Consider the following 22,290-nt stretch of genomic DNA (forward strand, 5'->3'; position numbering starts at 1 on the left):
ACAGCTGAACACCGGCGTATAGCGTGGTCCAACCTTGTCTTCAGCAGAGTAGCGATGACGCAGTCTCCTCCGCCGCGGCCGGCCTTCGCGCGCTGGCTCTCGACCGGCAACAGCATCACCCAGCAGTTCATGGCGATCGGCGGGCGGCCCGATGTCGTCAGCCTCGCTGGCGGTTTGCCGGCGGCCGAGCTCTATCCGGTCGAGGCGATCGCCGCGGCGCAGGAGCGGGCCCTGACGCGCTGGGGCACGCAGATCCTCGAATACGGGCCGATCGAAGGCTTGCCGGCGTTGCGGGCGGCGGTCGCCGAGCGCTTCACCGCGACGACTGGACGCCGCTTCGGGCCGGAGAACGTGCTGCTGACGACGGGCGCGATGCAGGGGCTCGACCTCGTCGGCAAGGCGCTGGTCGATCCCGGCGAGCTGATCCTCTCGCAGTTCCCGACCTATCTCGGCGCTCTCGATGCCTGGCGCCCGCGCATGCCGCGCTACGAGAAGCTCGACTGGAGCTTGCAGGCGCCCGGGCATGACGTGGCTCTGCGTCAGGCGAAATTCGTCTATGCCGTGCCGAACTATTCCAACCCGACCGGCGTGCTGGTGCCGCAGGATGAGCGCGCCGCCATGCTCGAAAAGGTCGAGGCGGCCGGGACCTGGTTGCTCGAGGACGATCCCTATCTGCCGCTGCAATTCGACGGGCCAGCCGGGCCGAGCATCCTCGCCCATCATGCGCAGCGCCATCCGAACGGCGCCTATGCCGGGCCGGTGATCTATCTCGGTACGCTGTCGAAGAGCCTGGTGCCGGGGCTGCGCGTCGGCTGGGTCGTGGCCGATGCCGCGCTGATCTCGACGCTGGCGCTGGCCAAGCAGTCGACGGACATCGCCTCCAGCCTGCTGACGCAGGCAATCGCGCTGGAGATGATCGAGAGCGATTTCGAGGCGCAGCATATCCCGAAGATCGTCGCGACCTATCGCGAGCGCCGCGACGCCCTGTGCGCTGCCGCTGCGACACATCTCTCCGACTGGTTCGACTGGGAGGTGCCGCCGGGCGGCATGTTCGTCTGGATGCGGGCCAGGGACGGGGCGATCGACACCGATGCGCTCTATACCCATGCCCTGGCCGAGAATGTCGCTTTCGTACCGTCGAGCGTGTTCGATCCGACGGGCGCCCTGAAGAGCGCGATGCGGGTCAATTTCACCCGCTCGCCGCCGGAGGTGCTGGTCGAGGGCGTGCGCCGGCTGGAGCGGGCGGTGCGACGGCTGCTCGCCGAGCGGCACGGTCGGGCGGCGTGAAATCAGTTCTATACGGTGTCATCCCGGACAAGTCGCGTCAGCGGCGCCGATCCGGGATCCATTCCTGAAGCGTTCCGGAATGGGTCCCGGGTCTCCCTTCGGTCGCCCGGGATGACCTTGAGATTTATGAAAGCGTCGAGAAAGCTGAGGAAGTTTCCATGCCGACCCGTCTCGCCACGCCCGCCCATCCGCGCCTGCCGCAATCGCTGATCGACGCCTGGCAGGCGGTGCCGAGCTCGGTGATCGCCGATCTGCTCGGCGGCACTGGCCATGCCGATCCGGCGATCCGGCCGACCCGCCCCTTCGCACCGGGCAAGCGCCTGGTCGGCCAGGCGATCACCGCCTGGTGCGAGCCGGCCGATTACGGGCCGGTGCACCATGCGATCAGCCTCGCCGAGCGCGGCGATGTCGTGGTGGTCGCGGCCGATGGGCGCAAGGATGCGGCGATGATCGGCGACCTGCTTGGCGGCGCGGCAAGGCGCAAGGGCATTGCCGGTGTCGTCGTCGACGGCGCCGTGCGCGATGCCGGGCCGGTCTCGCAATGGCCGGACTTCGTCTTCTTCTCGCGCTGGATCATGCCGCGCGGCCCGTCCTCGATGGAGCGCGGCGTGGTCAACGGGCCGGTCGTCTTCGGCGGCGTCGCGGTCCAACCGCATGACCTCGTCGTCGGTGACGATGACGGACTCGTCTTCGTGCCGCATGGCCTGGTCGAGGCGAAGCTCGCTCCCTGCTTGGCGCGGGTAAAGGCTGAGGCCGAATGGGAGATCCTACTCACCGGCGGCGCCTCGACGGTGGAGACCTTCAAGGTGCCGCCGATCGAGAAGGCCTGACGTTTTCGTCCGAAGCACCATCAGCCCTCATCCTGAGGAGCAAGCGTAGCTTGCGTCTCGAAGGATGTTCCAGATGGTTCCCGAGCCTCATGAAGCATCCTTCGAGACGGCCGTTTTACGGCCTCCTCAGGATGAGGGCTGAGAAAGAGAGTCTCTGAGCGGCCTCAGAAGCTCTCGACCCAGGGTCTGAGCTCGACCTCCAGCGACCAGGCGCTGCGCGGCTGCCTGAGCACGTCGAGATAGCTCTGGGCGATGGCGTCCGGGTCGAGCGTATTGTCATCAGTATCAGGGCGGTTTGCACTGCGCACGCCGCCGTCGATGACGAAATGCGCGACATGGATGCCCTTCGGCCCGAGCTCGCGCGCCGCGCTCTGGGCGAGGCCGCGCAGGGCGAACTTTCCCATCGCGAAGGGCGCCGACAGCGCAAAACCCTTGATGCCGGCGGTGGCACCGGTGAGCAGGATGGCGCCGCGGCCATGCGGCAGCATCCGCCGCGCCGCCTGCTGCGTCACCAGGAAGGCGCCATAGGCGGTGACCGCGAGCGCCTGCGCGACCCCTGCCGGATCGAGTTCCGCGATCGGCCCGCGCAGCCGGCTGCTGGCGTTGTAGACGACGATGTCGGGCTCGCCGATCCTGGCCTCCGCCGCTTCGAACAGGCCGGCGACAGCCGCTGGATCGGAGGCGTCGACCGTGAAGGTCGCGGCGCCCGTCTCGGCAGCGAGCGCGGCGAGTTTGTCGGTATTCCGCGCGGCGAGGCCGATCTTGATGCCTTGGGCGGCAAGCGCGCGGGCGACCGAGGCGCTGATGCCCGAGCCGGCTCCGACGATAAGGGCGCTGCGATAGGGGAGGGAGGTCATCGCGAGGTCTCCGTTCAGGCGGCGGTGGGAACAGGCTTGGGCTCGCCGCCGCGCATCATGATGCAGAAGCCGGCGGCGAAGAGGCAGAGCGCACCGGCGATGAAGAAGGCCGGCAGATAGCTGTCATAGACCGTGCGGCTGAAGCCGGCGCCATAGGCGGCAAAAGCGGCGCCGAGCTGGTGGCCGGTGAAGACCCAGCCGAAGACGAGCGTCGCCTTGTCGCCGAAGCGGTCAGCGGCGATCTTGATCGTCGGCGGCACGGTCGCGACCCAGTCGAGCCCGTAGAAGATCGCAAAAATCGAGAGGCCGTAGAAGGAGAAGTCGGTGAAGGGCAGGAAGAGCAGCGAGAGCCCGCGCAGGCCGTAATACCAGAACAGCAGCCAGCGGCTGTCATAGCGGTCCGAGAGCCAGCCGGAGCCGACCGTGCCGAGGAAGTCGAAGATGCCGATCACCGCGAGCACGCTCGCCGCCGTCACCGCCGCCATGCCGTAATCGCCGCAGAGCGAGACGAAATGGGTCTGCACCAGGCCGTTGGTGCTGGCGCCGCAGATGAAGAAGGTGCCGAACAGGATCCAGAAGGTGCTTGTCTTCGCCGCCTCGCGCAGCGCGACGATCGGCGAGGCGAGCATCGTCATAAGGCTTGCAGCCTGCGCCGGCGCCGGCACGATCTGGGTTCCGCCATAGGGGGCAAGGCCGACATCGGCCGGCCGGTCGCGCATCAAGGCGAGCACGCCGATTGCCGTGAGCGCGATCATGCCGAGCACGAAGATCATGGCAGCGCGCCAGCCGACCTGCTCGGTCAAGGCCGCGAGCAAAGGCAGGAAGACGAGCTGGCCAGTCGCGGTGCTGGCGGTCAGCAGGCCGACGACCAGGCCGCGGCGATGCACGAACCAGCGGGTCGCGACGGTGGCGCCGAGCACCATGGCGGTGAGCCCGGTGCCGAAGCCGAGCACGATGCCCCAGAGCAGTACCAGCTGCCAGAGCTGCGTCATGGCGAAGGAGCCGAGGATGCTCGCCGCGATCAGGCCGAGCGCGACCATGGCGACGGGCCGGACGCCGAAGCGGTTCATGAAGGCGGCGGCGAAGGGCGCCATCAGCCCGAACAGCAGGAGCCGGATCGCTAGCGCCGAGGAGATTTCGGAGGTCGCCCAGCCGAACTCCTTCTGCAGCGGCAGGATCAGCACGCCCGGCGCGCCGACCGCGCCGGCGGTGACCAGCATGGTCAGGAAGGTCACCGCCGCCACGGCCCAGCCATAATGGATGCCGCGGCGGGCGAGGGCGGCGGCGAGGCCGACTGGTTGGGACTGTTTTGCGAGATCGGTCGGCATCAGCGGCTCCTGTTGCGGGTATATGCCCGCATATGCATGAGAAAATCAGAGTGAATCGAGCGCGACATGAAGCTGTCGCATGAACTCGGCGCCGAGACGGTCGTCGAGGGATTTCTGGGCGCCGTCCCAGAGGGGGGCGCCGTCTTCCAGAACCTTGTGTCCGGCTTCGGTCAGCGTGACCGTGGCTTCGCGCTGGTCCTCGCCGCGGCCGAGCGCAACCAGACCCATCTTCTCGAGCACGCGGACATTGCGGCCTATGGTCGAGCGGTCGAGTTCGACGCGTCGGCCGAGTGCGGTCAGTGTCACCGGCTCGACCCGCGCGATCGAGCGCATCAGGCTGAACTGCGCAATGTTGACCCCGACCGGAGCGATCGCCTCGTCATAGAAGGCGATCATCCGGCGCGAGGCCGAGCGCAGCGTCGTGCAGATGCAGGGAACCGACATGAGTTGCGGGTATATGCCCGCGATGAGAGGAGCGCAAGGGGGCGAGCGGCTTTAGTTGAGCCCGGGATCCCCTCTCCAGGACGGGAGAGGGGTAGGGGTGAGGGACCGCCGCTGATCGTTTAAGCGCAGCGGCGCCGCAGCGCCTTCTGTGGATAGGTCAGGCCCTCATCCCTGCCCTTCTCCCACACGGGAGAAGGGTTCCCCGCGCCTTTGCTTTCAGTGGCGATAAGCTGTTAGTTCCGCCCTTCCGGCAGGCGCGGCAACGGCATGAACTCGACGCCTTCCTCGTGCAGCATCTGGGCATCCTCAGGCGTAGCCTCGCCATAGATGGCGCGGCTCTCGCTCTCGCCATGATGGATCTTCAGCGCCTCCTCGGCGAAGTTCTTGCCGACAGGCTCGGCGTTGGCGGCGACATGCTCGTGCAGTGCGGTCAGCATGGCGCGAAACGCCATCTCGCGTTCGCCGATCAGCGCGACGGGCCGAGCAGCAGGAACAGGGGCAGGGACCACAGCCTGAGATGTGGCTTCAGGCGCTGTCGCCTGTTCCGCCGGACGTGGGCCGCGGTCGGTCCGCGCCACGGCTGGGGACATCACGGCGCGCTCGACCCTGGCGCTGTCGCAGACCGGGCAGGTGACGAAGCCGCGCTTCGCCTGCTCCTCGAAGCTGCCGGAACTCGCGAACCAGCTCTCGAACTCGTGGGCGTTGTCGCAGATCAGAGTGTAACGGATCATTTCAACTCAAAGCCGGGTAACGGCTGCAGATGGGGGCGCGGCCGTTCCGCGACAAGTTTTCGGGCCATGCTCACTCCGCCGCGTCGAGTCGGGGCTGCTCGCCCTTGCGGGTCTCGACCGCGAAGAGCCGAGTGTGGCGCAAGGTTGGGATGCGCTGGCGCGCGTCCGCGACCAGTGCAAGGTCGATCTCGGCCATGATCAGCCCGGGCTCGTTGCCGGCCTCGGCCAGCACGCGGCCCCAGGGATCGACGATGATCGAGTGGCCATAGCTCTCGCGGCCGTCCTCATGCAGGCCGCCCTGCGCCGCCGAGATCATGAAGGCGCCGTTCTCGATGGCTCGGGCCCGCTGCAACACCTGCCAATGCGCCTCGCCGGTCTGGCGGGTGAAGCAGGCCGGTGCGGTCAGCATGAAGGCGCCGGCCTCTGCCTCGGCCCGGTAGAGATAGGGGAAGCGGACATCGTAGCAGATCGACATGCCGATCAGGCCCCAGGGCGTCTCGACCAGGGTCGCCCTGTCGCCGCCGGAGAAGGTGTTGGATTCGCGCCAGGTCTCGCCATTGGGCAGATCGACGTCGAAGAGATGGATCTTGTCGTAGCGCGCGGCGATCTCGCCTTGGGGGTCGATCATATAGGCGCGGTTGGCGATCTTCTCGCCGGCCCTGACCGAGAGCGAGCCGATCTGCAGCCAGATACCGGTCTCGCGAGCGGTGTCCCGCAGCCCGGCCAGAACCTCATGCCCGTCCTCACCCTGGCTGATTTCGCGCAGGCGCCTAGTATCGCGCTCGCAGAGATTGGTGACCTCCGGCGTCTGGACGAAATTTGCGCCGGCTGCCGCCGCCTCGCGGATCAGGCGCACCGCGTCGTCGCGATTGCGCAGCGGATCGCGCGTCGAACGCATCTGGACGCAGGCTGCGGTGAAGCGTGGCGCGGTCATATGTATTCTCCGGTCAGGCCGCCTTCAACAGCGGATCGAGCTCACCGCGCGCATCGAGCGCGTGCAGGTCGTCGGAGCCGCCGACATGGCGCCCGTCGATGAAGATCTGCGGCACGCTGGTGCGCCCGCCGGCCTTCGCCGTCATCTCCTGGCGCAGGTCCGGTTTGCCATCGACGCCGATCTCCTCGAAGGCGACCCCCTTCTTGATCAGCAGCGCCTTGGCGGCATGGCAATAGGGGCACCAGCCCGTGGTGTAGATCGTGACCTGCGGCATCAGCTTGTCCTGAAAGAACGTTTCGCTTTGCAATATAGGGAGGCGTCACGCTTCCGTCACGACCCGGGCGAAGGTCAGCACGTCGACAGCGCTGGCCCCGCCGCGCAGCAGCGCGCGCGAGGCGGCATTGGCGGTCGAGCCGGTGGTCAGGACGTCGTCGACGAGCAGGATGCGCCGGCCCTCGACCTGGGGACGCATGGCGGGCAGGACCTTGAAGGCGCCCTGGAGATTGTCGGCGCGCTGCGCCCGCGTCAGTCCGACCTGCTGCTTCGTCCGCTTGACGCGGGTGAGTGCTTGCGGCGCGCAAGGCCGCCCGGATTGACGGGCGATCGTTTCCGCCAGCGCCGCGGCCTGGTTGAAGCGACGGGTCCACAGGCGGAAGCGATGCAGCGGCACCGGCACGACGAGATCGGCTTCGGCGGTCAGCTCGCGGCCGGCCTGCGCCATCATCCGCCCGAGCATCAGGGCAAGCTCGGTCCGGTCGCCATATTTCAGGCGGTGCACCAGTTCGCGCGCCGTGCCGTCGAAGCGGCAGGCGGCGCGCGCCCGGGCGAAGACCGGCGGGTCGGCGATCGCGGCCGGCGAGATCAGCCCCGGACCGAGATCGACCTCGAAGGGCGTGCCGAGCCGCTCGCAATAGGGCCGCTCGATCAGGCCGAGCCCGGCCCAGCACTGGGCGCACAGCCCCTGCGCCTCGCTCGTGGCGGCCCGGCAGCCGACGCATGAAGGCGGGTAGACGAGGCCGATCGCGCTGGCGGCGCCCGCGCGCAACCAGCTGCGCCCGCGACGCAGCCAATGCGAAGAGAGTGTTTTTTCCGTCTCCTCGGGATTTTCGGAAGGGCTCATGCTCGACGAGGTCCGCAAAGAGAGCGTCTTCGCTTTCTCGCGAGCGGGGCAGGGTGAGCCCTGCCAATTCCTGCCGCGTGGCCTATGTTCCTTGCGACGGCTCCTGCCCGCATGACGGTGACTGGCGCTATGGATGCCTCCCTCGGCCTTATGGCCGCCCCGCGACAAGGATCGCCACGATGAGTCATGCCGGTGCCTCCGCTGCCACGCCCAAGCTGTTCACGCTGTTCCGTCTCGGCGATCTCGAACTGAAGAACCGCGTCGCCATGGCGCCTTTGACCCGCAACCGGGCCAACAAGCACGATGATGCGCCGAACGCGCTCAATGTCGAGTATTACCGCCAGCGCGCCGGCGCCGGGCTGATCATCACCGAGGCGACGCAGATCTCGCAGCAGGGCCAGGGCTATATCTGGACGCCCGGCATCTATCGCGATGCGCAGGTCGCTGGCTGGAAAGCCGTGACAGATGTCGTGCACGAGGCGGGCGGGCGGATATTCGCGCAGCTCTGGCATGTCGGGCGCGTCAGCCACACCTCGCTGCAGCCGGGCAATCAGGCACCGGTCGCGCCCTCGGCCGTGCTGGCCAAGACCAAGACCTATATCGAGAGCGGCTTCGCCGAGGTTTCGCAGCCGCGTGCGCTCGGGCTCGAGGAGATTCCCGGCATCATCGCCGATTTCGTCCGGGCGGCCGAGAACGCCAGGGCGGCCGGCTTCGACGGCATCGAATTGCACGGCGCCCATGGCTACCTGCTCGACCAGTTCCTGCGCGACGGCTCCAACCAGCGCGAGGACGCCTATGGCGGCCCGATCGAGAACCGGGTGCGGCTGACGCTGGAGGTGGTTGACGCGGTCACCAAGGTGTTCCCGAAGGAGCGCGTCGGCATCCGCATCTCGCCGGTGAGCCCGGCCAATGATGCCCGCGATACCGATCCGCAGGCGCTGTTCGACCATCTCGTCGCCGAGCTCGACAAGCGCGGTATCGCTTTCATCCATGTCGTCGAGGGCGCAACGCGCGATGCGCGCGACTATCTGCCCTTCGACTACCAGCGCCTGCGCAAGGCCTTCCGCGGCGCCTATATCGCCAATAACGGCTTCACCCGCGAACTCGCTATCGACGTGGTTGAGAAGGGCGAGGCCGATCTCATCGCCTTCGGCCGGCTCTTCATCGCCAATCCCGATTTGCCGGAACGGCTTAGGCTGGACGCCCCGCTCAACACGCCGGATGTCGCGACTTTCTATGGCGGCGACGCCACGGGCTACACCGATTACCCGGCACTCGCGCCGGCCGAGCGCTTGCACGCCGCGGGCTGAAGGCGGTCAACCGGCCCTGCGGGCAGCGCTGTTCTGTCCGCAGGTTTTTCGTCGTCGGCGACACGGAAGGGCTTGCAGCGGGCGCGACGCCCGATTATACGGACGGCCTTGCCGCGCTGCTCCCATCGTCTAGCGGTCAGGACGTCGCCCTCTCACGGCGAAAACTGGGGTTCGATTCCCCATGGGAGCGCCATCGCACGGCCTCTAAATCTCTGGCAAATAAGCGTTTTCTGACGCTGTCTCTTGCTAGGGTGGACCCGGTGGTAGACCAAAAGGTCATTCACACCTTTGCCAAGCGCGGTGTGTTCTATTTTTCCCGCAGGGTTCCGAAAGCTCTTCAGACGCAGTTCGACCGGACTCGTGTCGTCGCCTGCCTTCACACGCGCTCGGCCGCTCAAGCCCGGAAGTTGGCGACTGTGCTCTCGGTGCAGTTGGAGACCCGCGCGCTCGCGGACAGGGTGCGAGTCAACTGCCTCTGTCCCGGCACTGTCGATACGCCCTGGATCGCCCGCCTTGCCGGCGATGGCGCCGATCGCGAGGAGCGCATGACCACGATGGCGGAGCGCCAGGCGCTCGGTCGTTTGGGCACGCCCGAAGAGATCGCTGCGGCGATCGCTTTCCTCGCCTCGCATGAAGCGAGCTTCATCACGGGTTCGGTCATCATGGCCGACGGCGGCATGACGATCGTCCCGCGGTGACGCACTCCTGCGGTTCGCCCGATTGCGTCAGGCGACCCCGACGCTGCCGAACACCATGCGGCCGCGATGGAAGGTCGCGCTGCGCTCTGGCAGCCTTGCCACGGCCTCGGCGGAGCAGCTGGCCGGGACCAGCGTGAAGTCGGCGGCGTCCCCGGCCTTGGGCCAGACCCGCTTGCCATTGTCGTCGAGCGGAAGCACGCCGCCGGTCGCGATCGCCAGGGCCCGGGACAAGCGGAACTCGTCGCTGCCACGGTAGAGCTGCGCGTAGAGATTGGCCTTTTCGAGCATGTCGGCGCGGCCGAAGGGCGACCAGTGGTCATAGACGCTGTCGGTGCCCGTCATCACGAACACGCCCTTCGCACTCAACTGCGGCAGCGGCATCGTCATCGCGCCGAGCGGCACCGTCGAGGCGATCGTCATCCCCTGTGCTGCCATGCGCGCAGCGGTTTCCTCGAGCGCGCCCGGCGCGAGCGTCGCGAGGGCGAAGCCATGGCTGATCGTGACCTTGCCGCGCAGGGCCGGGTTCTTCTCGACGGTCGCGATCATGTACTGGATCGCCGCGGCACCGGCCGGGCTGGTCTCGTGGAGGTGGATGTCGACACCCTTGCCGGTGTCCAGCGCGATCTGGAACATCGCGTCGAGCGACTTCTCCATGGCGCCGTCGACATTGGTCGGGTCGAGCCCGCCGACATAGGCGACGTCCATGCTCATAGCCTCCCGCATCAGCCCGTCGACCTTGGAGTGGAGCAGGCCGTGCTGCGGGAAGGCCACGATCTCGCAGGTGAAATCGTCGCGATGGTTCTCCAGCGCGCGCTTCAGATGTTCGAGGCTCTTCAGCCCGCTGACCGGGTCGATGTTGCAGTGGCTGCGGGCGACCGTGGTGCCCTTGGAGTGGAGCAGAGCGATCAGCGCCTCGGCGCGCTGCTGCGAGGTCGGCAGCAATTGCGGAATCAGCTTCTCCTCGCGGGCGATCATGTCGAGGATCGTCTTGCCCTGCCGCGGCAGCGGCGCCTGCCACGGGCCGCCATAGAAGGTCTTGTCGAGGTGGATGTGCATGTCGCGCATCGCCGGCAGAGCAAGCTGGCCATTGGCCTGGTAGCTGGGCACGCCGGCGGGCAAGGCGGCGCCTGCGGCATGAAGCGCCACGATCCTGCCGGCCTTGATCTCGAGCGTATGCTGGGCCGTGCGGGTGGCCGTCACGATCTCGCCGTCATAGACGAAGCCGTCCTCGAGCCGGACATTCGTCAGCAGATAGTGCTGGTCGGTCAGGGTGCTTGTCCCCGCTTCGGACGCGGCAGGTTTGCCGGAGGCAGGCGCGGCCTTGGCCCCGCCGCTGCCCGTCATGCCTGCCATGGCGCAGGCGGTGGCGATGCCACCTGTCCGGCCGAGAAACGTACGCCTGCTCTGATGCTGTGCCGGTTCCATGGTTTGCCACCTCCCTATGATCGTTGCCCCTGAAATACGGGCGAAGGCGGCATTTTGGCAGTGATACTTGGCAATGCTGGCGATTGAGAACGTCAATGCTGTCGTCTGTCACGCTTCCAGCCGGCAGAAGGCGGCGATCTGCTCGGCCAATGCGGCGGTCAAGGCTGGTGCATCGTCACGATAGTAGAGGGCCAGCTCGAAATCGGTGATCTCGGCCAGTCCCTCGGCTGGGCCGAGCGTCCTATGCCCGGGCAGCCGGCAACTGGCGGGTAGCAAGGTCACCCCGAGCCCCGCGGCGGACGCTGCGGCGAGCGCTGCAAGGCTGCCGCTGCAATAGCCGACGCGCCAGCGGATGCCGAGCGCGTCGAGGGCTCCGCACAGCTCTTCGCGATAAAGCCCGCCGAGCGGGAACATCGCCAGCGAAACAGGTGTGCGCTCGATCGCAGGATACGCCAGGCTGTCGAGCCATAGCAGTGGCTCGCGCCGGGCGGCGCGCGGCGGCTGGCCGCGCCGCTGCTTCACCAGGATCAAGTCCAGCTCCTCGCGCTTATAGGCAGCGTGGAGATCGGCGCTCAATCCGCTGGTGACATCGAGCCGCAGATGCGGCTGCTGCCGGCTGAAGGCCGCCAGCAGCTCGACGGTCGGCACCGCGAAATCCTCCGGCATGCCGAGACGCAGCACTCCGTCCCGCCAGGCGCCCGTCAACGCATCATGCGCCTCCTCGTTGAGGGCGATGATCCGCCGCGCATAGCTCAGCAGCCGCTCTCCCTCTTCGGTGAGCTCGACCTGATGCGAGGAGCGCTCCAGAAGTGCCTGGCCCAGCAAATCCTCGAGCCGTTTGACCTGCAGGCTGACAGTGGACTGCGACAGCGATACCCGGTCGGCCGCGCGCGTGAAACTCAGCGTCTCGCAGACGGCGACGAAGCTGATCAGCAACTGCGGACTGAACATCGGATATCGGTTCACGTGCCCGCCGCTCCAAGATGCATCGCGCCGCGACCCGCCTTGTTACCTCGGCACTGAGTTCCACTGCAACGAGCCCTTGTGGTGCGGTTCCGGCGCTACTCGGCCAAGGCCTGTTTTCGCCCTCTGACAACCATTGGCGAAAGCAGGGCGACGAACATCAGCGCGACGACGCAGAGCAAACCGGCACTGATCGGGCGCGTCAGGAAGACCGAGAAATCCCCGTCCGCCAGCAGCATCGCACGGCGGAAGTACTCTTCCAACTGCGGCCCGAGGACCAGCCCCAGGAGCAGCGGGGCCGGCTCGACCCCGACCTTGATGAAGAAGTACCCGACCGCGGCGCAGCCCAGCATCAGCCAGACGTTGAACAGGCTGTTGGCGATGCCATAGGTGCCGATGCAGCAGAACAGCACGATCGCCGGGAACAGCAATCTGTAGGGTATCCTCAGCATCGAGACCCAGAGGCCGATCAGCGGCAGGTTGATCACCAGCAGCATGAGGTTGCCGACCCACATCGAGGCGATGACGCCCCAGACGAGCTGCGGCTGCTCGCGCATGATCTGCGGGCCGGGCTGGATGCCCTGCATCATCAGCGCGCCGATCATCAGCGCCATCAGCGCATTGGCCGGGATGCCGAGGGTCAGCAGGGGGATGAAGCTCGTCTGCGCGCCAGCATTGTTGGCCGCCTCCGGCCCGGCGACGCCCTCGATCGCGCCGTGGCCGAAACGCGACGGGTCCTTGGCCAGCTTCTTCTCGAGCGCATAGGAGGAGAATGGCGGCAGCGCTGCGCCACCGCCGGGCAGCACGCCGAGGGCCGAGCCCAGTGCCGTACCGCGCAGCATGGCGGGAAAGGCTTGCTTGAGATCGGCCCAGCTCGGAATGAGGCCGCGCACCGCCTGGCTGACGACGTGCCGCTCAGCCGGGCGTTCCAGATTGGCGATGATCTCGGCGAGCCCGAACATGCCCATCGCGACCGGTACGAAGTCGAGCCCGTCGGACAGCGCGGGGACGCCGAAGGTCATGCGCGCCGCGCCCGAGCTGACATCGATGCCGACGAGCCCGAGCAGCAGCCCGAGCAGCACCATCGACAGCGCGCGCGCGACCGAGCCATGCGCCAGCACGACCGCGGCGATCAGCCCGAGCACCAGCAGGCTGAAATACTCGACCGCGGTGAACTTGAGCGCCAGCGCCGCCAGCGGAACACTGAGCAGGGCGATGACGATGGTCGCGACCGTGCCGGCGAAGAAGGAGGAAAGCGCGGCGATCGCCAGCGCCAGTCCGGCGCGGCCCTGCCGGGCCATCTGGTGTCCGTCGAGGCAGGTCACGACCGAGGAGGTCTCGCCGGGGACGTTGACCAGGATCGCGGTGGTCGAGCCGCCATATTGCGCGCCGTAGAAGATGCCGGCGAGCATGATCATCGCGCCCGCCGGCTCCATGCCGAAGGTGAACGGCAGCAAGAGGGCGATCGTTGGAATCGGCCCGATCCCGGGCAGGACCCCAATCGCCGTGCCGATCAGCACGCCGATCAGGCAGAAGCCGAGATTCTTGAGTTCCAGGGCCGTCGACAGGCCGATCAGCAGATTGTCAAAGAGTTCCATGATGTGCTCAGCGGGGCCAGAGCGGGACCGGCAGAGCCAGGACCTTGACGAACAGCAGTGCCGCCAGAGCCGACAGGAGAACCGCGAAGCCGATGCTTTCCAGCGGGCGCGTCTCGCGGGTGGCCAGCCCCGCCAGCAGGACGGTGAGGACCGAGGCGATGGCGAGGCCGAGCCGCTCGGCCGTCAATGCGAAGACCCCGACCGCAGCCAGCACGGCGAGCAGCGGCCGCAGGCGCACGGGCTCGATAGTCGCTGCGACGCCTCTGGCGCTGCGGGCCAGGAAGAACAGGCCGAAGCCGAGCAAAGCGAGCGAGACGACGTGCGGCATGTAGCCCGGGCCCATGTCGGCCGCATGGCCGACCGATAGCGTGCGGGTCGCGTAGAGCGCTCCCGCCGCCACCGCGACGAGGAAGGTGCCCAGGAGCAGGTCCCGCCAGTCGAGCCTGAGCCGCGTCATCGGCTGCGCCACCGTCAGTTCGTGCCCTTGATGCCGGCCTCGCGGATGATGCCGCCCCAGCGCTCGGTGGCGCTCTTCAGCCAGTTCGCGAACTCGGCGGGCGCACCCGGCTTCACGACGCCGCCCTGCTCGGCGATCTTGGCCTTGATCTCGGAATCCTGCAGGACCTTGCCGATCTCGGCATTGAGACGCGCGATCACTGCAGGCGGGGTCTTGGCCGTGGTCAGGATGCCTTGCCAGGTGCCGGCATCGCCGCCCGGCAAACCGGCTTCCTTGAAGGTCGGCATGCCGGAGATGCGCTCTTCGCCGGTGACGGCGAGCCCGACGAGCTGCTTGTTGGCGACGAAGGGCAGCGTCGCGGTGGAGCCGTTGATGATCACGGTGCTTTCGCCCGAGACGACGGCGCGGGAGGCGGCCGCGCCGCCCTTGTACGGCACGTTCTTCCAGGTGATGCCGAGTTCCTTGGCCATCGAGACCGCCGTAATGTGGTTGGCAGCGCCGACGCCGGAATTGGCCATGGCGAGCTTGCCCGGATTTGCCTTGGCGTAGGCGACGAGCTCCTGGGCGGTCTTGACCGGGACCGATTCATGCACGGCGAGCACATAGGGCCCGAACATCACCATGCTGACCGGCGCGAGATCCTTGTTCGGATCATAGGTCAGATCGGAGAACAGGCTCGGCGCGGTCGCCAGCGAGCCGACATCCATGAGCAGGAGGGTGTGGCCGTCGGCGGGCGCCTTCGCGACCGTGTCGGCGCCGAGATTGCCGGCCGCGCCGGGCTTGTTCTCGATCACCACCGGTTGGCCGATCGCGGCCGACAGCTTCGGTCCGATCAGGCGGGCGAGGATGTCGGAGGTTCCGCCCGGCGCGAAGGGGACGATGATGCGCACGGGCCGTTCGAAGTTCTGGGCGGCCGCTGGCGCGGCGGCGAGACCGAGGCCCGCGAGCGCGGCAAATACAAGGCCCTTCGCGAGGGCGGACGACGGGCGGAACGAAGATCTTGACATGGTCGCTCTTTCCTCCGGATGCAGCCTGGCGGGGCCTGGCCGGCACGTGCTGGCGGGCAGTCTCGATGCTGCCCTGTGAGGCGAAGGATAGGTCAGGCACGATGCTGCAATGAATTAGTTTGGCAATGGAACGATACCGTTTTTGGATTGTGCGATAGCGCGGAAAGCCTTGCCCGCGCTCGTCATCGCCCTAGTCTCGGATGCAGACGGCAAAAGCTGCGGACCATCTCGGGGAGGAACAATATGGCCAGATCGATCACGCGCCGCGGGGCGCTCGGACTTGCAGGCGGCGCGCTCGCGGCGCCGTTCCTCGCGCGGCCGGGCTTCGCGCAAAGCTATCCGGCAAAGCCGGTCACGGTGATCATCCCGTTCGGCGCAGGCGGCACGACCGATGTGATTGGCCGGATCATCTGCGAGAAGCTGCAGCAGCGGCTCGGCAAGGCCTTCGTCATCGAGAACCGGGCGGGCGCGGGCGGCAACACCGGCGTCGCCGCGCTCGCCCATGCCGCGCCCGATGGCTACACGATCGGCATGACGACGGTCTCGACGCACGGGATCAACCCCAATCTCTACAAGGACAAGCTGCCCTTCAGGGCGATCGAGGATTTTGAATTCCTGTCGCTGTCGTCGTCGCAGCCGAACTTCCTCTGCATCCACCCCTCACTGCCGGCCAAGACCGTCCCGGAGCTGATCGCCTATCTCAAGGCCAATCCCGGCAAGGAGAATTTCGGTTCCTCGGGGATCGGCACCTCGATCCATCTCTGCGGCGAACTCTTCATGCAGCTCGCCGGGGTGAAGATGCAGCACGTTACCTACCGCTCGTCGGCCGCGCTGGTGCAGGACGTCGTCGCCGGCAACGTCAAGCTCTCCTTCGACAACTTCACCTCGCCCTATCCGCACTACAAGGCCGGGACGCTGCGCGGCCTTGCCGTCACTACGGTCGATCGGGCCAAGATCGCCCCCGAGATCCCGCCGCTGGCGGAGACGCTGCCGGGTTTCGACATCAGTTCCTGGAACGGTTTCCTCGCGCCGAAGGGCACGCCGAAGGAGATTTGCGACAGCCTCACCAAGGAGATGCAGGCGATCCTGAAGGACCCCGGCGTCGTCTCGCGCTTCGAGGAACTCGGCGCGGCGGCGACGCCCTCGACCGGCGCCGAGGCAAAGGCGAAATCGGTCGCCGAGCTCGCCAAATTCAAGGACATCATTGAAAAGGCCGGGATCACCATCCAGAACTGACGCCGGCCCCGCGCTGCGGCTGCACCGCAGAGGCCGCGCGGGAGGCGTGACATGTTCGAGCTGAGCCAGTTGCGCTGCTTCGTCGCCGTTGCGGAGGAGCTGCATTTCGGCCGCGCGGCGGTGCGGCTGAACATGACCCAGCCGCCGCTCAGCCGGCAGATCCAGATCCTCGAGCGGGTTCTGGACGTGGTGCTGCTGGAGCGCAGCAACCGCACGGTGAAGCTCACCCCCGCGGGCAAGAGCTTCCTCGCCGAGGCACGCCGGCTGCTCAAGCTGGCGGAGAGCGCGGCCCTGCTCGCCAAGCGCGTCGCCAACGGCAAGGCGGGTTCGATCAATATCGGATTCACCGCGACCTCGGCCTATTCCTATGTGCCGCGGCTCGTTGCCGCCTGTCGACGCGAGCTGCCGGAGGTCGAGGTCTCGCTGAAGGAGATGGTCAGCGGCGACCAGCTCAAGCGGCTCGACTCGGGCGAGATCGACATCGGCCTGCTGCGCCCGCCGATCCCGCGCCGTGGCCTCGGGGTTTTCCGGGTTATGGCCGAACCGCTGATCGCCGCCGTTCCCGCCGGCCACGCTTTGGCGCGCGGCGAGAGCGTATTGCTACCTGATCTCGCCGGCGAGCCCTTCATCATGTACGCGCCCTATGAGGCGCGCTATTTTCACGATCTGCTCGTGGAGCTGTTCTCGCGCGCCGGCCTCGTGCCGAACTATGTCCAGCATCTGGCGCAGATCCATTCGATGCTCGCTATGGTCCATTCCGGGGTCGGCGTCGCGCTCGTGCCGGAAACGGCGGTCAACCTGCATTTCAGCGGCGTCGCCCTGCGACCGCTCGACCTGCCGCGCCACCGTCCGGCCGAACTCTTCTTCGTCAGTCGCGACGACAACGACAATCCGCTGGTGCCGATCGTCGCCGCGCTGGCGAAGGACATCGCCGAAACGAGCGGAACAATTCAACGATTGGATCGATCGATCCAGTGATTGGTCTCAATGTGCATCGATCTTGCTCTACTCCTTCGCCATCGCCAGCGAAGGACACGGGATCATGAGCAAGTTCACGCCGCAGGAGATGGCAAGGCAGATCGGCGACGGGCTGCTGTCCTTTCCGGTCACGCCGTTCACGGCCGCCAACACATTCGACGAGGCGCGCTACCGCTCCAATCTCGACTGGCTCTGCGGCTACGAGGTCGCCGGCCTGTTCGCGGCTGGTGGCACGGGCGAGTTCTTCTCGCTCTCGCCGCAGGAGGTGGTCAAGGTCGTCGCGACTGCCGTCTCTGCGACGGCGGGGCGGGTGCCGGTGCTCGCCGGCGTCGGCCATGGTACGCAACTCGCCTGTGAGCTTGCGAAGGGCGTCGAGCAGGCCGGCGCCGACGGCATCCTGCTGCTGCCGCCCTATCTCGTCTTCTCCGAGCAGGAGGGGCTCGCCGCCCATATCGACGCCGTCTGCAAGGCGACGACGCTCGGCGTGATCGTCTACAACCGCGACAATGCGATTCTGACCGAGGAGACGCTGGCGCGGCTCTGCGAGCGCAATCCCAATCTCGTCGGCTTCAAGGACGGTGTCGGCGATATCGAGCTGATGACCCGCATCCATCTGAAGATGGGCGATCGGCTGACCTATGTCGGCGGGCTGCCGACCGCCGAGACCTTCGCGCTTCCCTATCTGGAAATGGGTGTGAACACCTATTCCTCGGCCGTTTTCAACTTCGTCCCGCAATTCTCGACGAAGTTCTACGCCGCCGTGCGGCGGCGCGACAGGGCGACGGTCCAGGCCGGCCTGCGCGACTTCATCCTGCCGCTGATCGCGATCCGCAACCGCAAGCGGGGCTATGCCGTCTCGATGATCAAGGCGGGGATGAAGGTGATTGGCCGCGATTCCGGTCCCGTGCGCGCACCGCTGACCGATCTGACCGAAGCCGAGACGGCCGAGCTCGCAGCGCTCGTCGCCGGCCTCGACAAGGGCGACTTCGCTACGCGGGAGCTGGCTGCTGCCTGATGGGCGGTGCATCTGCGCCTCAGCTTTAAGCCGGGCGCGGAAGCCCGGCATCCGCTCGCCCTCGGTTTACGCATAACTTACGATTTGCACTCATAAGTTGTATATCGAGGTGTGACTCACTCAATCGAAGGGGAGCTTCTCCGTTCCTCCAGGGCGCAGACACACCGGCTTCATGATGAGGCAGGCTACGATGTCCGGTTGCCGTATTGCAACTCGCCGCGCTGCTGTCCGTCGCGCAGTTCTCCCTGGCGCGCGGTGATAATTTCGTGATGGAAGGGCTGAGGCCCGTCCTGAGCGCCTACATGCTCGCCTTCGTGGTCTTCCTCGCCGCGATCCGGCTGGACCGGCCGCGCTCGCCACCGCTCGCTGGGATCGGACTGACCAGTTATTCGATGTATCTGTTCCACGGCACGGTCAACGCCGCCGTCTATCGCGTCCTGCCCTTGACCGGAGAGTTCGGCGACATCGCCACCATGCTGGTCTGCACCGGTTCGACCCTGTTGGTCTCCTGGCTCGTCTATCGCACGGTCGAACGCCCGATGATCGCGCTCGGGCGCTGGATATCGTCAAAGCGCGACGCAGCCCTCGTCCCATCTTCACAGCTTGCGGAGACCTTCCACGGGCGAGCGGAATGGAACGGCTCGCTCGCTGGTGCTCATGCGGGCCTGCAGGGCTCAACGCTTCATCCGTCACCGGATTATCGCGCCGTCGGGCATGGCGCTGGACGCTGGCTCGAGAGCGAGCCGAGCCCGCCAATGTCCGATATAGCCGTCGAAGCCGCTCGGGAAGCGACCGCCAGCGACAAAGTCGTCAGCGCGATCCTCGGGACCGCGATCGCCACCGTCATGCTGAGCTGGTTCGCACTGCTTGGATATGTCGGCTGGAAGATCGCCGGGGCGTTGTGATGATCCGTCGAGAGACGAATTGATTTCAGATCGCGAAGTCGATCTCCGGCTTGTGAGCTGCGGCGCGGCCGACGAGATCGGCGATGGTCGTGTTGTCGACCACTGCCGCCATCGCATCGCGCACCTCGCGCATCACCGAGCGGACGACGCAAGCTTCGATGTCAGCGCAATCCTGGCACGGCCTGAAGGCCGACTGGCTGGCGCAGTCGATCGGCGCGATCGGTCCTTCGAGGGCGCGGATGACAGCTCCGACCTTGATGGTGCGGGCCGGCTTCGCCAGCGCGTAGCCGCCGCCCGGGCCCTTCTTGCTGCGAAGCATGCCGGCATTGCGCAGATCGAGCAGGATGGCGTCGAGAAATTTCTTCGAGATGTTGTTGCGCTGGGCGATCTCGGCGATCTGGGCGGTTTCGCCTGCCTCGAGCCCGGCGAGGTGGATCATCGCCTTGATGCCGTATTTGCCCTTGTTGGTCAGCACTGCCCATCCCTCCGCATAAAGGTACAGTACATCGATCTATTTTGCGGGGGCTGCAAAGCGAAGCCGGTTACGGAGGAGTGGCCTGGAGAACGGTGTTCTCCGCTGGCATCCGCCTTTTAGTGATGACGCTGCGTTGCGCGGCTGCGCTCAGCCGTCAAGGAAGGCGGCTACCTCCGGCGAGGCTCGTAAGGTCGCCAGTTCCTCCGGCGTCGGCAAAGCAGGGCGGTCGCGGATGGCGTCGACCAGGCAGAGGAAGCCGAGCGACTCGTCGGGGGCGGCCCGGAACTGGTGCCAGGTCCAGCCGGGAATGGTGACGAGGTCGAGCGGGCCGATCTCGCTCACCTGCGAGCCGACGAGGCAGCGACCACGGCCGCGCACGATGACGACGCCATGGACATGGCCGTGACGCTCCAGCGTGGTGTGGCCGCCGGGACCGACCTCGAAATAGCGCAGCTCACCGGCAAGGTCGGGCCGCGAGAACAGGATCTGGCGGGAGACGTCGCGGAACGGCGCATCGCCATCCTGCTTGTAGGCGAGGCGTTCGACGCCCTGCCAGCCGAAGCGGTCATCGTGACGGCGCAGGTTGGGTGCTTCGTCCTTGATGGCGTCAGACATGGGATTCAGCCCGGACTTGCGCTTGCGAGTGGCGGTGGACCTGCGCGACGAACTCGGCCGTGGCCTCGCTCAGCCGGTCGCCTTCGGCAAGCAGGTTGCCGCCGATCAGCAGCATGACGTCGCGGCCATAGAAGTCGAGTATCTCCGGCACGCGCGCGACGCTCATGCCGCCAGCCGGAACAGGAGCGCTCGCCGCTAGTCCTGGCTCGGGCGCGAGCGCGGCCTCGGCAATGCGCCGGCAGGTATCCATGGAATAGCCGAAGCGGCCGCCATGGTTGGGGAAGATCACCGCATCGACGCCAGCAATCCGCCAGAGCTTGGCAAGACAGGCCGGATCGATCCGGGCCGCGCCCGCCAGGCTCGGATGGGCGAAGAAGGCGATGCTGGGATAGTCCCGGCGAAGCTGCTGGACATTGGCGAGGCCGAGGATCGCTGGTGCGACCATCGCGGTGTCGAGCCCTTCCTCCAAGACGATGCGCAACTGCTCGCGTGCCGCATCGAGGCTGCCGGAAAGGCTTGGCACGTAGCGGGTCGGATGCCCGGTCTGCGCGACGGCGCAACGCACAGCGGCGGCGCAGGCAGCGACACGCTGCGGGAACGGGCTGTAGCGTTGCGTCGCCAGCCCGTGATCGTCCTTGACGTAGTCGATGCCGCCGAGCGCGAAGGCTTCCGTCAGGCGCGCCAACTCCTCCAGCGGCAGTCCCTGCGGCTTCAGGGCCGAACAGGTCAGGGCCCGTGCTCCCGCTCCAACGCGCTGGCGCAAGCCGTCGAGGCCGATCTGAGGACCGTCACCGAGCGCGGCGCGCAGATCGGGCGCCAAGGCGAAGTCGGCGAGCGTCAGATCATCGTGCAGCGAGGAGTTGCCGAACAGCATGTTGAGGAGTTGGCCGGCATCGTCGCCGACCGTTGCGGCGGAGAGCAGGATGCGGATCGCATGCAGGCCGCTGCCCCTGGGCTCGACTGCGACGACGCGGCCGAGGATCTCGCCGAGCACATACGGGTCGTCGACCGCCTCGGGCGGCATCTCGATGCTCTGCTCGACGGCGATCGCCCGGGCGCGCGCCTCGGCACCCTCGGGCGCGCCGCGCAGATGATAGGTGACTTCAATCCAGCTCATCGTCGATCCCGCCGAAGCAGGGCTCCGTCATTCCTGTCGAGCACCACTATAGCGCTGCGGCTGCGAGCGCACCTCAGCGCAACGCGAATCCAAGCGCGATCAATGCATCGCGGATGCGGTCGCGACCGCTCAGGGATTGTGGGCCGGCGACGCGGGCGAGCGCCTGGCGCGACCATGGCACCTGCGGAAGCTTCTGCTCGCCTTGGAAGTCCTGGATCGCGCCGTCATAGGCCGCGACCGGCTCCGGGGCGTAACCGGCGCGGTATTGCTCGCGGTGGAGGACGAGCGCGGGCGAAAGCCGCGGCTTGATGCCGGTGACGACTTCAGGGGCGGGATAACCGACGCAGAGGCCGAACACGGGGAAGACCTTCGGCGGCAGGCCGAGCTCCCTGGCGACCCGTTCGGGATCGTTGCGCAGCGCGCCGATATAGACTGTGCCAAGGCTGAGGCTCTCGGCCGCCAGAACGGCGTTCTGCGCGGCGAGCGCCGCATCGATGATGCCGACGAACAGGGTCTCGAGATAGTCGAGAGCCTCGACCGCATGCTCGCGTGCCGCGCCGAGCTCGCCCAGCCGGCTGAGATCGGCGAGGAAGACCAGCAGGGTCGGCGCCTGCAGGATGTGCTTCTGATTGCCGGTGACCTCGGCGAGGCGCGCCTTGCGGGTGGGTTCCGAGACCGCAACCACGCTCCAGGTCTGCAGGTTGGAGGAGTTGGCGGCCGATTGCCCTGCCGCGACCAAGGTCTCGATCGTGCCTTCGGGCAGCAGATCTGGCCTATAGGAGCGCACCGAGCGATGCGCCAGGATCTGCCCGATGACCTCGTTCCAGTGCGTTGGTTCCGGCTGGCTCTCGGCGCGATAGCGCGCAAGCAGCAGCGCATGTGCGTCGTCTCCGGCGGAAACCTCGGAGAGCGCGGAACGAGGGGCGTCCGTGGCATGCAGGGCAGCGGTCATTGTCGGGA

The 22,290-nt window shown here is 67.1% G+C and carries 24 protein-coding genes and 1 tRNA gene; 9 read left to right on the top strand and 16 right to left on the bottom strand.

Annotation, left to right across the window (positions count from 1 at the left end; translation table 11 throughout):
• Positions 1-54: 54 nt before the first annotated feature.
• Entirely contained in the window at positions 55-1,287 is a 1,233-nt protein-coding gene (locus ACSQ24_RS04575) for a PLP-dependent aminotransferase family protein (protein ID WP_436093543.1), read from the top strand.
• 158 nt (positions 1,288-1,445) lie between these two features.
• A complete protein-coding gene (locus ACSQ24_RS04580) occupies positions 1,446-2,117 on the top strand; it encodes an RraA family protein (RefSeq protein WP_436093544.1) in 672 nt (223 codons plus the stop codon).
• A gap of 164 nt (positions 2,118-2,281) precedes the next feature.
• Here ACSQ24_RS04580 and ACSQ24_RS04585 read toward each other — a convergent pair whose 3' ends face one another.
• The 7 genes from ACSQ24_RS04585 to ACSQ24_RS04615 form a co-directional block, all read right to left on the bottom strand.
• A complete protein-coding gene (locus ACSQ24_RS04585) occupies positions 2,282-2,974 on the bottom strand; it encodes an SDR family NAD(P)-dependent oxidoreductase (RefSeq protein WP_436093545.1) in 693 nt (230 codons plus the stop codon).
• Positions 2,975-2,988: 14 nt separating this feature from the next.
• Positions 2,989-4,302, bottom strand: a complete 1,314-nt coding sequence (locus ACSQ24_RS04590) for an MFS transporter (protein WP_436093546.1) — start codon at positions 4,300-4,302, stop codon at positions 2,989-2,991.
• 45 nt (positions 4,303-4,347) lie between these two features.
• The gene (locus ACSQ24_RS04595; protein ID WP_436093547.1) at positions 4,348-4,746 is read right to left on the bottom strand and encodes a MarR family winged helix-turn-helix transcriptional regulator; all 399 of its coding nucleotides are present in this window, start codon (positions 4,744-4,746) and stop codon (positions 4,348-4,350) included.
• Positions 4,747-4,979: 233 nt separating this feature from the next.
• Positions 4,980-5,477: a DUF1178 family protein gene (locus ACSQ24_RS04600; protein WP_436093548.1), complete on the bottom strand. Its 498-nt coding sequence runs from the start codon at positions 5,475-5,477 to the stop codon at positions 4,980-4,982.
• A 70-nt stretch (positions 5,478-5,547) separates the two neighbouring features.
• A complete protein-coding gene (locus tag ACSQ24_RS04605; protein ID WP_436093549.1) occupies positions 5,548-6,411 on the bottom strand; it encodes a carbon-nitrogen hydrolase family protein in 864 nt (287 codons plus the stop codon).
• 13 nt (positions 6,412-6,424) lie between these two features.
• On the bottom strand, positions 6,425-6,685 hold the full coding sequence (gene grxC / locus ACSQ24_RS04610) for a glutaredoxin 3 (RefSeq protein ID WP_436093550.1): 261 nt from the start codon (positions 6,683-6,685) through the stop codon (positions 6,425-6,427).
• 45 nt (positions 6,686-6,730) lie between these two features.
• Complete coding sequence (locus ACSQ24_RS04615; protein ID WP_436093551.1) at positions 6,731-7,531, bottom strand: ComF family protein; 801 nt, start codon at positions 7,529-7,531, stop codon at positions 6,731-6,733.
• 179 nt (positions 7,532-7,710) lie between these two features.
• On the opposite strand from ACSQ24_RS04615, the gene ACSQ24_RS04620 reads away from it, so the two are divergent.
• From ACSQ24_RS04620 to ACSQ24_RS04630, 3 genes are all read left to right on the top strand, one after another.
• The gene (locus ACSQ24_RS04620; RefSeq protein WP_436093552.1) at positions 7,711-8,841 is read left to right on the top strand and encodes an alkene reductase; all 1,131 of its coding nucleotides are present in this window, start codon (positions 7,711-7,713) and stop codon (positions 8,839-8,841) included.
• Positions 8,842-8,959: 118 nt separating this feature from the next.
• Positions 8,960-9,034, top strand: a tRNA-Glu gene (locus ACSQ24_RS04625).
• A gap of 67 nt (positions 9,035-9,101) precedes the next feature.
• Positions 9,102-9,539: an SDR family oxidoreductase gene (locus ACSQ24_RS04630; protein ID WP_436093553.1), complete on the top strand. Its 438-nt coding sequence runs from the start codon at positions 9,102-9,104 to the stop codon at positions 9,537-9,539.
• A gap of 27 nt (positions 9,540-9,566) precedes the next feature.
• Here ACSQ24_RS04630 and ACSQ24_RS04635 read toward each other — a convergent pair whose 3' ends face one another.
• The 5 genes from ACSQ24_RS04635 to ACSQ24_RS04655 all read right to left on the bottom strand — a co-directional run bounded on the left by ACSQ24_RS04635 (position 9,567) and on the right by ACSQ24_RS04655 (position 14,989).
• Positions 9,567-10,964 carry an amidohydrolase gene (locus ACSQ24_RS04635; protein WP_436093554.1) on the bottom strand — a complete coding sequence of 466 codons (1,398 nt, stop codon included), beginning with the start codon at positions 10,962-10,964 and terminating at the stop codon, positions 9,567-9,569.
• A 108-nt stretch (positions 10,965-11,072) separates the two neighbouring features.
• On the bottom strand, positions 11,073-11,915 hold the full coding sequence (locus ACSQ24_RS04640; RefSeq protein ID WP_436093555.1) for a LysR family transcriptional regulator: 843 nt from the start codon (positions 11,913-11,915) through the stop codon (positions 11,073-11,075).
• 110 nt (positions 11,916-12,025) lie between these two features.
• Positions 12,026-13,525, bottom strand: a complete 1,500-nt coding sequence (locus ACSQ24_RS04645; protein ID WP_436093556.1) for a tripartite tricarboxylate transporter permease — start codon at positions 13,523-13,525, stop codon at positions 12,026-12,028.
• A gap of 7 nt (positions 13,526-13,532) precedes the next feature.
• Positions 13,533-13,994 (bottom strand): tripartite tricarboxylate transporter TctB family protein, encoded by a 462-nt coding sequence (locus ACSQ24_RS04650; RefSeq protein WP_436093557.1) that lies wholly within the window; start codon positions 13,992-13,994, stop codon positions 13,533-13,535.
• Positions 13,995-13,996: 2 nt separating this feature from the next.
• Positions 13,997-14,989, bottom strand: coding sequence for a Bug family tripartite tricarboxylate transporter substrate binding protein (locus ACSQ24_RS04655; protein WP_436093558.1), 993 nt, complete (start codon positions 14,987-14,989; stop codon positions 13,997-13,999).
• 243 nt (positions 14,990-15,232) lie between these two features.
• Between ACSQ24_RS04655 and ACSQ24_RS04660 the strand changes: the two genes are divergently transcribed.
• The 4 genes from ACSQ24_RS04660 to ACSQ24_RS04675 all read left to right on the top strand — a co-directional run bounded on the left by ACSQ24_RS04660 (position 15,233) and on the right by ACSQ24_RS04675 (position 19,123).
• A complete protein-coding gene (locus ACSQ24_RS04660) occupies positions 15,233-16,225 on the top strand; it encodes a Bug family tripartite tricarboxylate transporter substrate binding protein (RefSeq protein ID WP_436093559.1) in 993 nt (330 codons plus the stop codon).
• A gap of 51 nt (positions 16,226-16,276) precedes the next feature.
• A complete protein-coding gene (locus ACSQ24_RS04665) occupies positions 16,277-17,203 on the top strand; it encodes a LysR substrate-binding domain-containing protein (RefSeq protein WP_436093560.1) in 927 nt (308 codons plus the stop codon).
• 64 nt (positions 17,204-17,267) lie between these two features.
• The gene (gene kdgD, locus ACSQ24_RS04670) at positions 17,268-18,218 is read left to right on the top strand and encodes a 5-dehydro-4-deoxyglucarate dehydratase (protein ID WP_436093561.1); all 951 of its coding nucleotides are present in this window, start codon (positions 17,268-17,270) and stop codon (positions 18,216-18,218) included.
• Positions 18,219-18,424: 206 nt separating this feature from the next.
• On the top strand, positions 18,425-19,123 hold the full coding sequence (locus ACSQ24_RS04675; RefSeq protein WP_436093562.1) for an acyltransferase family protein: 699 nt from the start codon (positions 18,425-18,427) through the stop codon (positions 19,121-19,123).
• 25 nt (positions 19,124-19,148) lie between these two features.
• On the opposite strand, the gene ACSQ24_RS04680 is transcribed toward ACSQ24_RS04675, so the two are convergent.
• The 4 genes from ACSQ24_RS04680 to ACSQ24_RS04695 all read right to left on the bottom strand — a co-directional run bounded on the left by ACSQ24_RS04680 (position 19,149) and on the right by ACSQ24_RS04695 (position 22,282).
• The gene (locus ACSQ24_RS04680; RefSeq protein WP_436093563.1) at positions 19,149-19,598 is read right to left on the bottom strand and encodes an RrF2 family transcriptional regulator; all 450 of its coding nucleotides are present in this window, start codon (positions 19,596-19,598) and stop codon (positions 19,149-19,151) included.
• A gap of 147 nt (positions 19,599-19,745) precedes the next feature.
• The gene (locus tag ACSQ24_RS04685; RefSeq protein WP_436093564.1) at positions 19,746-20,213 is read right to left on the bottom strand and encodes a cupin domain-containing protein; all 468 of its coding nucleotides are present in this window, start codon (positions 20,211-20,213) and stop codon (positions 19,746-19,748) included.
• Entirely contained in the window at positions 20,206-21,330 is a 1,125-nt protein-coding gene (locus tag ACSQ24_RS04690; RefSeq protein ID WP_436093565.1) for a RuBisCO large subunit C-terminal-like domain-containing protein, read from the bottom strand. The genes ACSQ24_RS04685 and ACSQ24_RS04690 overlap by 8 nt, the downstream gene beginning before the upstream one ends.
• Positions 21,331-21,403: 73 nt before the next feature.
• Complete coding sequence (locus ACSQ24_RS04695; RefSeq protein WP_436097821.1) at positions 21,404-22,282, bottom strand: NADPH-dependent oxidoreductase; 879 nt, start codon at positions 22,280-22,282, stop codon at positions 21,404-21,406.
• Between the last annotated feature and the right edge of the window lie 8 nt (positions 22,283-22,290).

This window comes from Allobosea sp. LjRoot237, assembly GCF_964253285.1.
Taxonomy (GTDB): Bacteria; Pseudomonadota; Alphaproteobacteria; order Rhizobiales; family Beijerinckiaceae; genus Allobosea.

Excerpts from the sequence above, each read along its gene's own strand:
- ACSQ24_RS04575 (WP_436093543.1), top strand. The coding sequence starts at position 55 with ATGACGCAGTCTCCTCCGCCGCGGCCGGCCTTCGCGCGCTGGCTCTCG.
- ACSQ24_RS04580 (WP_436093544.1), top strand. The coding sequence starts at position 1,446 with ATGCCGACCCGTCTCGCCACGCCCGCCCATCCGCGCCTGCCGCAATCG.
- ACSQ24_RS04585 (WP_436093545.1), bottom strand. The coding sequence starts at position 2,974 with ATGACCTCCCTCCCCTATCGCAGCGCCCTTATCGTCGGAGCCGGCTCG.
- ACSQ24_RS04590 (WP_436093546.1), bottom strand. The coding sequence starts at position 4,302 with ATGCCGACCGATCTCGCAAAACAGTCCCAACCAGTCGGCCTCGCCGCC.
- ACSQ24_RS04595 (WP_436093547.1), bottom strand. The coding sequence starts at position 4,746 with ATGTCGGTTCCCTGCATCTGCACGACGCTGCGCTCGGCCTCGCGCCGG.
- ACSQ24_RS04600 (WP_436093548.1), bottom strand. The coding sequence starts at position 5,477 with ATGATCCGTTACACTCTGATCTGCGACAACGCCCACGAGTTCGAGAGC.
- ACSQ24_RS04605 (WP_436093549.1), bottom strand. The coding sequence starts at position 6,411 with ATGACCGCGCCACGCTTCACCGCAGCCTGCGTCCAGATGCGTTCGACG.
- grxC (WP_436093550.1), bottom strand. The coding sequence starts at position 6,685 with ATGCCGCAGGTCACGATCTACACCACGGGCTGGTGCCCCTATTGCCAT.
- ACSQ24_RS04615 (WP_436093551.1), bottom strand. The coding sequence starts at position 7,531 with ATGAGCCCTTCCGAAAATCCCGAGGAGACGGAAAAAACACTCTCTTCG.
- ACSQ24_RS04620 (WP_436093552.1), top strand. The coding sequence starts at position 7,711 with ATGAGTCATGCCGGTGCCTCCGCTGCCACGCCCAAGCTGTTCACGCTG.
- ACSQ24_RS04635 (WP_436093554.1), bottom strand. The coding sequence starts at position 10,964 with ATGGAACCGGCACAGCATCAGAGCAGGCGTACGTTTCTCGGCCGGACA.
- ACSQ24_RS04640 (WP_436093555.1), bottom strand. The coding sequence starts at position 11,915 with ATGTTCAGTCCGCAGTTGCTGATCAGCTTCGTCGCCGTCTGCGAGACG.
- ACSQ24_RS04645 (WP_436093556.1), bottom strand. The coding sequence starts at position 13,525 with ATGGAACTCTTTGACAATCTGCTGATCGGCCTGTCGACGGCCCTGGAA.
- ACSQ24_RS04655 (WP_436093558.1), bottom strand. The coding sequence starts at position 14,989 with ATGTCAAGATCTTCGTTCCGCCCGTCGTCCGCCCTCGCGAAGGGCCTT.
- ACSQ24_RS04660 (WP_436093559.1), top strand. The coding sequence starts at position 15,233 with ATGGCCAGATCGATCACGCGCCGCGGGGCGCTCGGACTTGCAGGCGGC.
- ACSQ24_RS04665 (WP_436093560.1), top strand. The coding sequence starts at position 16,277 with ATGTTCGAGCTGAGCCAGTTGCGCTGCTTCGTCGCCGTTGCGGAGGAG.
- kdgD (WP_436093561.1), top strand. The coding sequence starts at position 17,268 with ATGAGCAAGTTCACGCCGCAGGAGATGGCAAGGCAGATCGGCGACGGG.
- ACSQ24_RS04685 (WP_436093564.1), bottom strand. The coding sequence starts at position 20,213 with ATGTCTGACGCCATCAAGGACGAAGCACCCAACCTGCGCCGTCACGAT.
- ACSQ24_RS04690 (WP_436093565.1), bottom strand. The coding sequence starts at position 21,330 with ATGAGCTGGATTGAAGTCACCTATCATCTGCGCGGCGCGCCCGAGGGT.
- ACSQ24_RS04695 (WP_436097821.1), bottom strand. The coding sequence starts at position 22,282 with ATGACCGCTGCCCTGCATGCCACGGACGCCCCTCGTTCCGCGCTCTCC.